At 46.1% G+C, this 14,274-nt stretch carries 15 protein-coding genes; all 15 read right to left on the bottom strand.

Annotated features, from left to right (window positions below; genetic code table 11):
• Window positions 1-40: 40 nt before the first annotated feature.
• A complete protein-coding gene (locus AB1L17_RS29660; RefSeq protein ID WP_412848475.1) occupies window positions 41-754 on the bottom strand; it encodes a DUF554 domain-containing protein in 714 nt (237 codons plus the stop codon).
• Between the two features lie 24 nt (window positions 755-778).
• Window positions 779-1,933, bottom strand: a complete 1,155-nt coding sequence (locus tag AB1L17_RS29665) for an aminotransferase class V-fold PLP-dependent enzyme (RefSeq protein WP_412848474.1) — start codon at window positions 1,931-1,933, stop codon at window positions 779-781.
• A gap of 15 nt (window positions 1,934-1,948) precedes the next feature.
• Window positions 1,949-2,794: a ParB/RepB/Spo0J family partition protein gene (locus AB1L17_RS29670; protein WP_412848473.1), complete on the bottom strand. Its 846-nt coding sequence runs from the start codon at window positions 2,792-2,794 to the stop codon at window positions 1,949-1,951.
• Window positions 2,791-3,549 (bottom strand): ParA family protein, encoded by a 759-nt coding sequence (locus AB1L17_RS29675; RefSeq protein ID WP_412848489.1) that lies wholly within the window; start codon window positions 3,547-3,549, stop codon window positions 2,791-2,793. Before AB1L17_RS29675 ends, AB1L17_RS29670 begins: the two co-directional genes overlap by 4 nt.
• A 462-nt stretch (window positions 3,550-4,011) precedes the next feature.
• Window positions 4,012-4,869: a nucleoid occlusion protein gene (gene noc / locus AB1L17_RS29680; RefSeq protein WP_412848472.1), complete on the bottom strand. Its 858-nt coding sequence runs from the start codon at window positions 4,867-4,869 to the stop codon at window positions 4,012-4,014.
• 659 nt (window positions 4,870-5,528) lie between these two features.
• On the bottom strand, window positions 5,529-6,089 hold the full coding sequence (locus tag AB1L17_RS29685) for an MgtC/SapB family protein (RefSeq protein WP_412848471.1): 561 nt from the start codon (window positions 6,087-6,089) through the stop codon (window positions 5,529-5,531).
• A gap of 163 nt (window positions 6,090-6,252) precedes the next feature.
• Window positions 6,253-6,969, bottom strand: a complete 717-nt coding sequence (gene rsmG / locus AB1L17_RS29690; RefSeq protein ID WP_412848470.1) for a 16S rRNA (guanine(527)-N(7))-methyltransferase RsmG — start codon at window positions 6,967-6,969, stop codon at window positions 6,253-6,255.
• A gap of 11 nt (window positions 6,970-6,980) precedes the next feature.
• Window positions 6,981-8,879, bottom strand: a complete 1,899-nt coding sequence (gene mnmG / locus AB1L17_RS29695; RefSeq protein ID WP_412848469.1) for a tRNA uridine-5-carboxymethylaminomethyl(34) synthesis enzyme MnmG — start codon at window positions 8,877-8,879, stop codon at window positions 6,981-6,983.
• Window positions 8,880-8,894: 15 nt separating this feature from the next.
• The gene (mnmE, locus tag AB1L17_RS29700) at window positions 8,895-10,271 is read right to left on the bottom strand and encodes a tRNA uridine-5-carboxymethylaminomethyl(34) synthesis GTPase MnmE (RefSeq protein ID WP_412848468.1); all 1,377 of its coding nucleotides are present in this window, start codon (window positions 10,269-10,271) and stop codon (window positions 8,895-8,897) included.
• Between the two features lie 286 nt (window positions 10,272-10,557).
• Window positions 10,558-11,187, bottom strand: coding sequence for an RNA-binding cell elongation regulator Jag/EloR (gene jag, locus AB1L17_RS29705; RefSeq protein ID WP_412848467.1), 630 nt, complete (start codon window positions 11,185-11,187; stop codon window positions 10,558-10,560).
• Entirely contained in the window at window positions 11,184-11,942 is a 759-nt protein-coding gene (yidC, locus tag AB1L17_RS29710; protein ID WP_412848466.1) for a membrane protein insertase YidC, read from the bottom strand. Before yidC ends, jag begins: the two co-directional genes overlap by 4 nt.
• Before the next feature lie 38 nt (window positions 11,943-11,980).
• Window positions 11,981-12,205 (bottom strand): membrane protein insertion efficiency factor YidD, encoded by a 225-nt coding sequence (gene yidD / locus AB1L17_RS29715; RefSeq protein WP_412848465.1) that lies wholly within the window; start codon window positions 12,203-12,205, stop codon window positions 11,981-11,983.
• 4 nt (window positions 12,206-12,209) lie between these two features.
• Window positions 12,210-12,590: a ribonuclease P protein component gene (rnpA, locus tag AB1L17_RS29720; protein WP_412848464.1), complete on the bottom strand. Its 381-nt coding sequence runs from the start codon at window positions 12,588-12,590 to the stop codon at window positions 12,210-12,212.
• A 141-nt stretch (window positions 12,591-12,731) separates the two neighbouring features.
• A complete protein-coding gene (locus AB1L17_RS29725; protein WP_412848463.1) occupies window positions 12,732-13,700 on the bottom strand; it encodes a nucleotidyltransferase domain-containing protein in 969 nt (322 codons plus the stop codon).
• Between the two features lie 158 nt (window positions 13,701-13,858).
• On the bottom strand, window positions 13,859-13,993 hold the full coding sequence (gene rpmH, locus AB1L17_RS29730) for a 50S ribosomal protein L34 (RefSeq protein WP_007720125.1): 135 nt from the start codon (window positions 13,991-13,993) through the stop codon (window positions 13,859-13,861).
• Between the last annotated feature and the right edge of the window lie 281 nt (window positions 13,994-14,274).

Consider the following 14,274-nt stretch of genomic DNA (forward strand, 5'->3'; position numbering starts at 1 on the left):
ATAGAAAAGACTCCTCCCGAAGGAAGAGCCTCTCTGCCGACTACGAAAACAGCTTTGAAAACCAATCGATAAAAGGAACCCCAACTGCCGCGATCACTAATGCTGGCATCATGTTGGCTACCCTTATCTTTTTTATTTCCAATACGTTGAGTCCAATTGCAATAATCATCAGGCCACCTACCGCCGTTACTTCTACCAGAATCGCATCGAGCATTGTTTCGCTCACGACACTGTAAATGCGTGTAGATAATAACGCAATCAAGCCCTGATATAAAAACACGGGCACTGCCGAAAAGATAACACCAATCCCTAGCGTCGATGTGAAAATAATCGCCGAAAATCCGTCTAGTAATGCTTTCATATACAGTACATCATGGTTGTTACGCAAACCACTATCCATCGCACCCAATACTGCCATGGCGCCGATACAAAACACCAGCGTCGTCGTAATAAAGCCAGAGGCAATACTGCCTTCGCCGCCCCCTACTTTACTCTCCAGCCAGTGCCCCAGATTGTTTAATCCTTTATCAATCCCAATCCATTCACCGAGTACTGTACCGACTACAATACTGATAATCACGAGTAAAAAATTATTCGATCCCATGCACATTTTAATACCCAATATGAATACGGCCAGAGCAATTCCTTGCATAACGGTTTGTCGCATCGACTCCGGAATTCGCTTCAACATTCTGCCTAACAATGCTCCCAAGATGATTGCTCCGGCGTTGACCAATGTTCCTAGCAAGATCACTTGCGCTGTCCCCCTACTGTTGCCTTACACAAACGCCGCTGCAATTTCTCGAACAGCGTTATGAAGCGCTTCTACATCTTTCTCTGAGTTGAAAATTCCAATGCTGGCTCGAACCGCTCCACGTTGCTCGGTGCCCGCAGTCTGATGACCGAGTGGCGTGCAATGATAGCCCGATCTGGTCGCAATCCCGTATTGTTGGTCCAGGATAAACGACACCTCTGCTGCATCCACTTCTCCTATATTAAAGGCAACCACGGCTACACGCTCGGTCTCGATCCCCGGGCCATAGACATGCACACCTTCAATCTGCTGCAACCCAACGATCATCTTTTTCACCAGTTCCCATTCGTGCTGACGAATGTTGTCCACACCTTTTTCCATGACAAAAGCGACACCTGCATGCAACCCCGCCAAACCAACCGTGTTGAGTGTTCCGCTTTCGTAGCGATCTGGGCGTGTTGTCGGTTGATCGATCGCTTCAGACTGACTGCCTGTCCCACCATGAATCAATGGCTCTAAATCGATATCACTGCTCACGTACAATCCACCTGTGCCTTGTGGACCGTACAGCCCTTTATGTCCAGGAAAAGCTAGCATATCAATGTTCATTGCCTCTACATCTATCGGCAAAACACCAGCAGACTGCGAAGCATCTACCAAAAAAGTAATCCCATGCTCTTTTGCCAGTTTCCCTAATTCTGCTACAGGCAGAATGACACCTGTCAAATTGGAAGCATGACTTACAACCATGAGCCGCGTCTTTGGCGTAATGGCCTTGGCGAAATCTTCAACATAAAAGTGGTGGTCATCTCTCGGTTCAACAAAAGTGGCTTCAACTTGATGATTTTTACGCATGTATTCAATGGGACGCCTTACTGAATTATGCTCTACAGACGAAGAAATAACGTGATCTTCTGCTTTTAAGAACCCTTTTATCGCCTGATTAAGCGCTTGAGTCGCATTGAGATAAAAAAAGAGGTTATTCGGGTTTTGAATCCCAAACAACCGCGACAACTGCACCCGTGTCCGAAACACAGCTTTACTCGCTTTCATCGCCAAAGCATGTCCACCTCGGCCAGGATTTGCTGCAAAATCTCCGATGACCTCCGCCATCATTTCCTTGACTGCAGGCGGCTTCGGCCAAGTAGAAGCTGCATTATCCAAATAGATGATCGCCATGACTACCTCCTGGACTTACTTCTCTATATTCAATATATCGATGATTCGCTCCAAGTCTTCCTGCGAATAGAAGTCGATTTCGATCTTGCCGCGCTTCGATCCTTTTTTAATCTTGACCGATGTTCCAAAACGACTGCGTAACCGTTCTTCCATCTCGATCAATACAGGCTCGTTTTTCGCTGGCTTTTTCTTTTTTGTTTCACGTGAAACATTGAGCTGCTTCACAATCTCCTCCAGCTGACGAACACTCAAGCCTTTTTCCACCACGTCATTTGCCAGCTGCTGCTGTACCTTCTTATCGCTTACCGCAAGCAGAGCACGCGAATGTCCCATGGATAGTTCAGCTGCCGAGACCATTTTGCGGATCTTCTCTGGCAGTTGAAGCAGACGCAGCATATTGGCTACATGCGGCCTACTCTTCCCTATCTTTTGCGCGAGCTGTTCTTGCGTATAATCATGATGGGAAATCAGCTTGTCATATGCCTCAGCCTCTTCCAGCGGATTGAGATTTTCCCGTTGCAAATTCTCAATGAGAGCAATCTCCATTAACTGCTGGTCGGTGTACGCCTTGACTACTACCGGAACTTGCTTTAACCCAGCTACCTTTGCAGCACGCAATCGTCTTTCCCCAGCTACCAGTTCATAGCCTTTAATGCTTTTTCGGACAATCAGTGGCTGAATGATCCCATGCTCTTTGATCGACTGTGCGAGTTCATCTATAGCCGATTGCTCGAATTCTTTCCGGGGCTGATAAGGGTTAGGACGAATCTCATTGATGGAAACCTCTTTCACCTGTTCCCCTTCTTCGATGAGATTGGAAGTAATAAGCGCATTCAGCCCTTTTCCCAAGCCTCTACTCATACCCCTACCACTTCCTTCGCCAAATCAGTATAGACTTCCGCACCTCGTGAGCGTGGATCGTACGTAATGATGGCTTGTCCATGTGACGGCGCTTCACTCAAGCGAACATTCCGAGGAATAATTGTTTTGTATACTTTGTCCTGAAAATACTTTTTCACTTCTTCAATGACCTGCAGCCCGAGATTCGTACGTGCATCCAGCATAGTCAGCACGACACCTTCGATAGCAAGCTGTGAATTCAAGTGTTTTTGTACCAATCGAATGGTATTCAACAATTGGCTTAATCCCTCTAGCGCATAGTACTCACACTGAATTGGAATTAAGACAGAATCAGATGCTGTCAAAGAATTCACGGTCAAAATACCTAAGGATGGCGGGCAATCAATGATGACGTAATCGTACTTGTCCTTCACAACTTCCAGAGCCTTTTTCAGACGAACCTCTCGAGAAATCGTTGGCACCAGTTCGATTTCCGCACCTGCCAATTGAATGGTGGCGGGAATGATCATCAATCCTTCAATATCAGTTGGCAAAGTCGCATCGACAGGGTTGATATCATTGATCAGGACATCATAAATGCAATACTTAACGTCTGCTTTATTTACCCCGATCCCACTGGTTGCGTTCCCTTGCGGATCAATATCAACCAGCAGTACCTTTTTCCCCAATGCGGCCAAACAAGCACTTAGATTGACGGACGTAGTGGTCTTGCCAACGCCGCCTTTCTGGTTCGCAACCGCAATGATTTTCCCCAACTTCTCCACCTCTTTTTTTTCGTGTAGGAAAGCTTGTGGCTTGACCATTACACTCTCCAAAACGTCTTTCAAAGTCATCTTTTGTATCCTCATCTAGTTAGTCATTCGAGTCTATTTACGATTTGCTCGTATTCTTGGAAAACGAGATCTTTTTGCAAAGCCTGTACAGAATAAGACGAAAAAGTCTCCGCAAAGTTATTCACAAACATTTTCTCGTAAACCTGAGTGTATGCACAGGTTGATACTCTCCATGTTATCAGATTTACAGCTTGCTCGTACGCAGTTTTTTTCAGATAGTAAGACAAAATGACCCGATTTTTGTCGCAAAAATGCGGAATTTCCTAGCGTTTTTACGAAAACTGCTTTTTTCTGGAAATTAACTGCGATTGAGAGCTCCATCCCATATGAATAACCTGCATTTGCCCAAAAAGAAAGGCGACCTTGTCGCCATTTATGTTCTCATCATTTATTTCCCTGTTCCTTGTTTTTCGGAATACGAATAGTGAATTGGTAAAATTCCTCATGATCTTCTTCCGCCGTCTCAACAGGCAATCCTGTCTGAACCACCATATCGATCGATTGACGCACGGTATTAATCGCAATTCGTGTATCCCGCGAGAATGCTTTCCAGCGAGGTTTAGCGTCTTTTTCCGATTTCGGGTTTTCTGCTAACTCCAGAAGCTGCTTCACGCGCACTTCTGTCTGTTTCACATTCCATTCCCGCTCCAAAATCTCTTGCAGTACTTTATTTTGTACTTCTGCATCCTTTAAAGGAATCAATGCCCTCGCATGCCGTTCCGTAACTTGTCTGGACAACAATGCATCCTGGATTTCCTGTGGCAAATGGAGCAAACGGAGCTTGTTCGCGATCGTCGATTGTCCCTTGCCTAAACGTTGAGCAAGACTCTCTTGCGTCAAATTGTGTAAATCAATTAGTTTTTGATAAGCAACTGCCTCTTCAATAGATGTTAAACCTTCACGTTGCAAATTCTCAATCAATGCGATAGAGGCTGTTTGCGAGTCATTAAACTCTTTGACAATCGCAGGAATCCTCTCCATGCCCAATTTTCTAGTTGCGCGCAAACGTCGTTCCCCAGCAATCAACTCATAACGACCATCGCGAATTCTCACGACAATTGGTTGAATGAGTCCATGAGTCCGTATCGTTTGACACAACTCATCAATTTTCTCGTCATCAAATACAGTACGAGGTTGATATGGATTCGGTACAATTTCCTCAACCGGTATTTGTTTGATTTCTTCGTTATCTGTCTTGTCCGTCAAGCCAAAAATCCGAGAAAATGAATCTTTAACTGCCATAGAAAAATCCCCCACTTCTACCCGTTCCATCCGTGCTATTTTAAAGTCCTTGAAGAGTGTTCAAAAAGTCATGTTTTGATCACGAAGTCATCCTGAAAGCTTGTGCGACATCGAAACTAGCGTTCACCTTCGAAGCCCAGTGCTCATGTAGGTCCCCTACATCCAGCTTCTCGCCACTTTCTCGGTGCTGAAATGACAACTTTTTGAATACGTCCTTGAAACTGAAAAAGGTCCTGTCCAATCAACGACAGAATCTTCCTCGAAACATTTTTGTATCCCTCGCCCATCCATTGTCGGATCGGACAGATTGAATATGTTCTTTTGATTACAGCTGTTAAGGAAATATAGAGAGTTGGCGTCGTAAGTTGAGTCCAGTCCTACTGTATTTACATAGGCCCCCCTCGCTTACATAGTTAGAGATGAAAACAGTTTGCATCCACTTTTCCGCGAAACGCTGAGGTGCATTTTTTAGAAAAAGAATCACAAGCCCTATAAGGACATACTGCTTAACAGACTCTTCTTGCCCATCCGGTCGGTTTGTAAAATTGCATTTGACCTAATCTTCTTTCCCTAGACGCTTTCTTCAGGTTCATTTATATATATGTAATTCTGCAAGATTCGCCCAATTCCTGCTAACGAAAAACGTTTCACGTGAAACATCAGTCGTGATCTTCGTCATAATAATCAGGATCATCACGGTGTTTCGGCTTCTCTTCGCTCCCAATGCTCTCATCTGTAGGATGTGAAATCTTGGTGACAGAAAACAGTCGTGGAAAAAGTCTATGAAAGTCTAATGTCAGGTAAGAAAAAATCGCTGCAACGATCGCTGCGACATACATCCCTGCACTGAACATCAGGCCAATTGCTGATGCAACCCACATCCCTGCGGCAGTCGTCAAACCTTTCACCGTACCATTAAATTTAATAATAGCTCCGGCTCCCAAAAACCCCATACCCGTAACAACTTGTGCTGCTACCCTCCCTGGGTCATTATTTACGCCACTCGAAGAAAAACCATAAATAGAAGCTAGTCCAAATAGACACGAACCAAAACAGACTAGGCTATACGTTCGAAAGCCAGCTCCTCTTTGCCTGCTCACGTCTTTTATAAATCTCTCGCGCTCCCATCCCATGATTGCACCTGCTAGAAAGGCAAGAAAAAGTCGTAGTAATATGGTCGGCAGTTCCGGCGGAAAAAAGGAGGAAAGTACTGCTTGCATAGTCCATTCACCCTCTCAGACGATGTCATTCTTTCAAAGGAGCTAGTACTATGTATATGCCGAGATGTAGACTCCATGATCCAAGAAGCAAATCTGAGAGACTAAACTCTCAACAAAAAAAAGCCGCAGCACGTGGCTACGACCCTCTATTTTCACTGCCTACCTAAACTAACGGCTTTTTCGCAGGAACTCCTGCCTTGCGCGGATAGCTTTTCGGCGTTGCTTCTATTTTTTCCATAATGACGATGTTACGCTCTCCCGCTTCCTCTAGAAGCTGGAATGTCTCGACCTTGCGTGTCTTTCCACCGAGCGTTTTGATAGCCCTTTTCGCTTCGGCCAGCTCTGGCGTAATCTCCGCTCCCTTGAGAGCGACGAAGTGTCCTCCAACTTTTGCAAAAGGAAGGCAGAACTCCGACAACAGATTGAGTCTCGCAACAGCACGTGCCACTACGAGATCAAACTTCTCCCGATAAATCGCTTCTTGTCCACGATCCTCAGCACGCCCATGTACGGGATTCACGTTCTCTAGGCCCAGTTCCTTTGCTACATGCTGCAAAAAGCTCATTCGCTTATTCAAGGAATCAATGATCGTCATTTTCAGATGGGGAAAGCAAATCTTCAAAGGAATGCTCGGAAAGCCTGCGCCCCCACCAATATCTACAACCGAATTCACCTGGTCAAAGGGGAAGTAAAAAGCCGGTGTAATCGAATCATAAAAATGCTTGTTGTACACTTGCCCCTCTTCAGTAATTCCCGTCAGGTTCATCTTCTCATTCCATTCCACCAGCAAGCGGAAAAAGTGATCAAACTGATCCTTTTGAGTATCCGTCAAAGAAATGCCTTGGGCTGCAAGGACCTCGGCAAACTGTTCTTTCGTCATGGCTTATCTCCTTACTCGGCTACTCCCACGCGTTTGTACTCCAGATATACCATCAGTACGGAAATGTCTGCTGGAGTAACCCCTGCGATACGCGCAGCCTGCCCGATGTTCAACGGGCGTATTTTGGTCATATTATCGCGGGATTCCTTGGACAAACCGGAAATTTGGTGGTAATCGATATTTGTTGGGATGCGGCGCTCCTCCATTTTTTTCATCCGCTCTACTTGTTGCAAAGACTTTTTGATGTAGCCATCATATTTAATCTGGATTTCAACCTGTTCGGTCACATCCTCTGGCAGTGCTTCTGGTGCAGGAACCATTTGAGCAATGTGGCTGTAGTTGATTTCCGGTCGACGCAGAAGCTGAGCCAGCTCGATGACATCTGTCAATTCAGGAGAGCCTGCATTGCGCAAAACCTCTTGGACATGTGCCATTTCAGGACGTACGCGCGTGTTTGCCACACGTTCTTTTTCTTGCTCGATCAACTCGCGTTTTTGGTTAAACCGGTTGTAACGATCTTCGCTGATCAGACCGATTTCATGGCCAATATCCGTCAGGCGCAAGTCCGCATTGTCATGACGCAGCAGCAAGCGATACTCTGCACGGGAGGTAAGCAAACGATAAGGCTCATGCGTTCCTTTCGTAACAAGGTCGTCAATCAAGACGCCGATGTACGCCTCTTCTCGTCCCAAAATAACCGGTGGCTTCCCTTGAACGCGGCGTGCTGCGTTAATCCCTGCCATGAGACCTTGACCCGCTGCTTCTTCATAGCCAGAGGTACCGTTGATTTGTCCTGCTGTGAACAAGCCTGGCAAGATTTTTGTTTCCAAAGAAGGCCAGAGCTGCGTCGGCACGATCGAATCATACTCAATCGCATAGCCAGGCCGCATCATCTTGACTTCTTCCATTCCAGCCATAGAGCGCAGCATGGAAAGCTGGACATCCTCCGGCAAGCTGGTCGACAAGCCTTGTACGTACATTTCTTCCGTATTGCGTCCTTCTGGCTCTAGGAAAATTTGGTGACGCGGCTTATCGTTAAAACGCACTACTTTATCCTCAATCGAAGGGCAATAACGCGGGCCCGTTCCTTCGATCATTCCCGAATACATGGGGGCACGATGCAGATTGCTATTGATGAGTCCATGCGTTTCTTCATTCGTATACGTCAGCCAGCAAGGCAGCTGGTCCATAATAAATTCCGTAGTTTCATAAGAAAAAGCACGAGGTACCGGATCACCAGGTTGAATCTCCATTTTGGAGAAATCTACACTGCTGCTATGAACGCGTGGAGGCGTCCCCGTTTTGAAGCGTGTCATTTCAAAGCCGAGTTCCTTCAAATGATGCGCCAGACGAATTGATGGACGCATGTTGTTTGGTCCACTTTCATATTGAAGATCACCCAAGATGATTTTTCCGCGCAAATAGGTTCCGGTCGTCAACACCACCGATTTGGCCATGTATCGCGCCCCTGTTTGCGTAATAACCCCTTCACATACTCCATCGTTCACGATCAGCTCTTCCACCATCGCTTGACGCAAGATCAAATTCGGAGTATTTTCAATCGTTTTCTTCATTTCATGCTGATAGGCAAATTTGTCTGCTTGTGCGCGCAAGGCATGCACAGCCGGTCCTTTACCTGTATTCAGCATACGCATTTGGATATGGGTTTTGTCGGTATTGCGTCCCATCTCTCCACCGAGTGCGTCCAATTCACGTACGACATGGCCTTTTGCCGGTCCTCCTACGGAAGGGTTACATGGCATGTATGCCACAGCGTCCAGGTTGATCGTCAACAGCAATGTACTGCAGCCCATACGTGCAGCCGCCAATGCCGATTCAGCCCCCGCATGACCAGCACCAATTACGATGACGTCAAACGAGCCCGCTTCATATGCAGGTACAGCGTTCATTTTTTATCCTCCTAATCACTTACCCAGACAGAACTGGGAGAAAATCTGATCTATCAAATCTTCGCCGACACTTTCTCCAATGACTTCCCCAAGCAGCTCCCACGACTTTTTAATGTCGATCTGAATCATGTCTACTGGCATCAAGTCATCGATTCCGCCCAATGCTTCATCTATCGCACGTTCTGCCTGACGAAGCAGTTGAATATGTCGGGCATTACTGACATACGTCAAGTCATCCTGCTGCACACGGCCACTGAAGAAAATCTCCCCGATTGCCTGCTCCAGAAGATAGATCCCCGTCTCCTCACGCGCAGACGTCATGATCAACGGCTGCTGAGGGAAATGACGCTTGATCTCTTCCAAATCCACTTTTTGCGGCAGGTCGAATTTATTGACAATCACAATGACATGGAACCCTTTTGCCGCCTCAAAAATCGCGTAATCATCTGCAGAGAGTGGCTCGTTGTAATTGATAACGAGCAAAACGAGGTCAGCCTTTTGCAGCAGCTGCCTGGATTTCTCCACCCCGATTTTCTCCACGATGTCCTCTGTATCGCGAATTCCTGCGGTATCGATGAGTCGCAAAGGAACTCCGCGCACATTGACATACTCCTCGATGACATCACGTGTCGTTCCCGCAACGTCAGTTACAATCGCCTTTTCCTCTTGAACGAGACTATTTAACAAAGAGGATTTTCCTACATTCGGACGTCCAATAATCGCTGTCGACAAGCCTTCACGCAAAATCTTTCCTTGCTGCGCGGTCTGTAACAGTCGTTGGATTTCTCCTTTTACCTCCAGGCACTTTCCTCGCAAGAAATTTTGCGTAAACTCCTCGACGTCATGCTCTGGATAGTCCAGCGTTACTTCTATATGAGCCATCGCTTCAATCAAGTTTTGACGCAGCTGTCGAATGAGCCTGGACAGCTTTCCTTCCACTTGATTCAATGCCACCTTCATCGCTCTGTCTGTTTTCGCCCGGATCAAGTCAATGACAGCCTCTGCCTGAGACAAATCCACGCGCCCGTTTAAAAACGCACGCTTTGTGAACTCACCTGGCTCAGCCAATCTTGCTCCATTATCCAAGATTAACTCCAAAACCTTTTCAACGGAAACGATTCCTCCGTGACAGTTTACTTCGACTACATCCTCCCGCGTAAATGTACGAGGAGCCTTCATAACGGAAACCAGCACCTCTTCCACCCGTTCACCTGTGTTTGGCTCATACAGGTGCCCATAGTGAATCGTATGGCTGTCCACAGTGGACAACTGCTGCTTTCCTTTATATATCTTATCCACAACTTCGATCGCTTCCGTACCGCTTACCCGGATCACGGCAATACCGCCTTCACCCATTGGTGTTGCGACCGCCGCTATTGTATCGAATTTCATGCTGTTCACCTCAAGCTTTCCACTCTAACAAGTCAGCCACTAACTTACTAGCATAACAGATCGTCTAGAAAAATTCCAAAAGAAAGTGCAGCCAATCCATCAGGCTACCTTCCAATAGGAAAAAGCAACCCTCTGATCAAGGTTGCCGTCCTTTTTAGTTATCCACAGTATAATCATTTTCGCAAATCCTCAACCATTTGGTCAATTATCCACAGTGGACAACTTTTTGAAGAGATTATTCAAAATGTCGCCGCTTGATCAACTACTTTAGGCAAAAAAAAGAAGCCTAACGAGAGGCTTCTTTCGGTGCAATGACGATAAAACGATTTGGCTCGTCTCCTTCACTGAAGGTAACCACATCTGCTCTCTTTTGCAAGAAGGCATGGATTACTTTCCGTTCGGCAGCAGACATTGGTTCCAGACGTACATCCCGTTTGGTCGATAGCGCTTTTTTCGCCACACGATCTGCGAGCTGCTCCAATGTTTCCTTGCGACGCAGCCGATAATTTTCGGCATCCAGAGTGATACGTACATGTTTGTCCGCATGACGGTTCGCTACGACGTTTACGAGATACTGTAATGAATCAAGAGTTTGTCCCCTGCGGCCAATAATGATTCCCAGATTGGTTCCCTGGATGTCAAACAGCATGCCCTCTTCATTTGTACGCGTCTCCACTTTGGCATTCACCTTCATGTTCGACAAAACGTCTTGAAGAAAGTCACGTCCCTGTGCAACTGGATCAAAGTGAAATTCTACTTGCACTTTAGCGTCCTTTGCTCCTATCAGTCCAAACAAACCTCTGCTTGGTTCTTCTAGAACCTGGATCGTTGCTCGCTCACGCGGCACTCCCAATTCCAGCAAAGCTTTTTGCACAGCATCGTCGATCGTTTTTGCCGTAGCTACCACCTTTTTCACTTGGAGGCTCCCCCCTTAGGAGTAGGCATATTTCCTTTATCACGATACAGGAAGTACGTTTGTACAATGGTAAACAAGTTACCGTATACCCAGTACAGAGACAGCGCTGATGGCAACGTTACAGCAATCGCCAAAATCATCAGCGGCATCATGATGATCATCATTTGCATTTGTGGATTTCCTTGTGTTGCTTGACCCATCATCTTGGACTGCAAATACGTCGTAATCGCTGCAACGATCGGCAAGATGTAGTACGGGTCTTTTTCTCCCAAAGTCAACCACAAGAAAGTCTGCGAGTTAATCTCGGTCGTACGAATGATCGCATGGTAGAACGCGATCAAAATCGGCATTTGTACCAGCATTGGCAAGCATCCAGCCAACGGATTGACACCGCTCTTCTGGAACAAAGCCATTGTTTCCATCTGTGCTTTTTGTGGATCATTCTTGTGTTTCTCCCGGATCTTTTGCATCTCCGGTTGAATCTCTTGCATTTTCTTAGAGCTCTTAATCTGCTTGACCATCAATGGCAGTACGATGATCCGGATGATGATCGTCGCTACCAAAATACCCAGACCGTAGTTGTTTCCGAGTATCAATGCACTCTCTTTGATCAGCCAGGACAATGGATATACGAAATACTTGTCCCAAATGCCGGTTGCGTCAGGACCAATTGGATCAGCTGCTGTAGGATTACATCCCGACAAAACTAGAACCAGCAGAGTCAGCATAAATATGCTGAGGGTACGTCTACTCAAGGGTGATCCTCCTTTTCCCCGCTTCAATTGAGGTAATCTTATTTGTGTTGATCCGGGACTGGATCATACCCGCCCGGGTGGAACGGATGGCATTTCAAGATGCGACGAAGGGCCAACCAGCCTCCCCTCCACGCTCCAAATCGACGAATCGACCCGATTGCGTAGTGAGAACAGGTGGGCGCGAATCTGCATGAAGGCGGTTTATACGGAGAAATCATTAGCTGGTATCCCCGAATCAACCAGACCATGATCTTCACCATCATCGTTTCACCCTCTTTTTCCATCTCTTCTTCCATTATGTACGGGTGCCTGTTTGATCACTTTGGCTCGCTTCATCACATGTAACAGAGATTGCTCAATGGCTTCAAGCGTCATCGCTTCCACACCCGGACGGGCGATGATGACGAGATCGAGACCGACTGGAATATCAGACTCCAATCGGGCTACTGCTTCGCGTATAAGCCGTTTGACCCTATTGCGGATTACAGCATTGCCAATTTTTTTACTGACGGAAATTCCAGCACGAAAAGCCGCTTGTCCCTCTTGCTTTGCTGAATACAAGACAAACTGCTTATTAGCAGCAGAACTTCCTCGTTGAAACACAGCTTGGAATTGCTCATTTTTTTTGAGCCGGTGTGAACGATGCAAGGTAAACAACCCCTAACATCACAATTATAGTAGAAAACGTAAACAGCATCTACCAGTATATCCTTGTTTCGTCCACTTTTTTCCCCTAAGTATACTAGGTTTAGAAGAAAATCAAAAATTCAGCGGCAAAAATACATAAAATCAGCTAATTTCCGTGATCAGCTCTGCACTTGTATGGCGCAAACGGGAAATCAATTGCTCATCCGCTTGGAAAAACCCAAATTTCTTGAGTCGCAAGTGAAGCCGAGAAGGCAGCTTAGCCCAATGATTTTCCAACCACTCATCAGCATCTACACTGTGATATAACCAAATGGCATCTGAAAATAATAGAAACCCGGCCATATCAAGCTGCTCTCTCTCCTGCAATCTCTGCAGTTTCTTCTCTAATAACAAATCATTTTCAGGTGCCAGCGCAAACGATATACTCTCCTTCACTAACCGTAGATGAGCTCGATAATCTGCCAACACAGACAGTGCATCTTGCAGAGCTCGCTCGTTCCGGTATGTCTCTTGGAAAAATCGTTTACTTTCGTCCCAACGCCCCGCTTTATGTACAAGCTGATACAAGTGAGTATCGCTCAATGAATGCCCCTGAAAAAAAGCCGTCATTTGCAACGTCTCGATCCATCCTGCCCATGCAGCCAAATAAGCGGAATACGGAAAGCCTTCAGATAAGGCAGAGCTCGCCTCTTCGTAGAACGTATCAACGCCTGCTTTTGCCTGCGCAAGAATTTTCGCCTTCCCAGCTGTAGAATCAAAATAGGCACACATGTCATTCATCCAGGGAATGTACCGATCTTTTGGGTCAAGAACGACTTTTGCTTCCTTTAAGTATCGCCATGCCCACGGATTCTCGTATACTTCTTCATCTACAGGAGCCGTTTGGACTTGCAGTTGTATCAAATGCCCTCTAAATTGAAGATTTTCACTATAGAGGTCAGTTTCACCCTCTACGAAAACGTGCAAATCAAGGTCACTGTAAGCATCTGCTTCTCCCCTGCCGACAGATCCACCCGCATAGGCACAAACCAGATTTGGTAGCGGTCGTTCATTGAGAAAGTCCCGGGCTAATATAACAAAAAAGTCGGTAAAACTCTCGCCGTGTTCCATCGGACTTCTCCTTTCCCTTCCTAATAGTAAGCCTTTCGATAGCTAGGTAATGATTATCCCTCAAAAGCTTTCCACATCGGTGCAGGACTTCCTCTTTTACACGAACTAAGAATTTTCCGACAGAAATAGGCAAACAAAAAGGCCACTGAAAGTGTGGCCTAAGCGGAAAGAACTTTTCTACCTCTTTGACGACGAGCAGCCAAAATTTTACGGCCATTTTTTGTGCTCATGCGCTTACGGAATCCATGATCCTTTTTGCGCTTGCGGTTGTTAGGATTGAAAGATGGTTTCATTACGTATACACCTCCGTCTTGCAAAGACATTCTTTTGCATTATAAGAACATATGCCTAAAAAGTCAAGTGAGAGTGGAAATTCCTTACCAAGGCAAATATCCCCACAAAACTATTTCCCGGATCTGTGGATATCATTTTATCCACAAAAACAGATTTCGACAAGTTTATCTACAGCTTGTACACAAAATATAGGGATGTGAATATCCCCCTGTGTCAGAATAGTTGTCGTACCCCTCTAAAGAACGTATAGTGAGGAAAACGAGGACGAGGTGGGAGACAA

The sequence above is a fragment of the Brevibacillus jepli genome (assembly GCF_047229145.1).
GTDB lineage: Bacteria > Bacillota > Bacilli > Brevibacillales > Brevibacillaceae > Brevibacillus.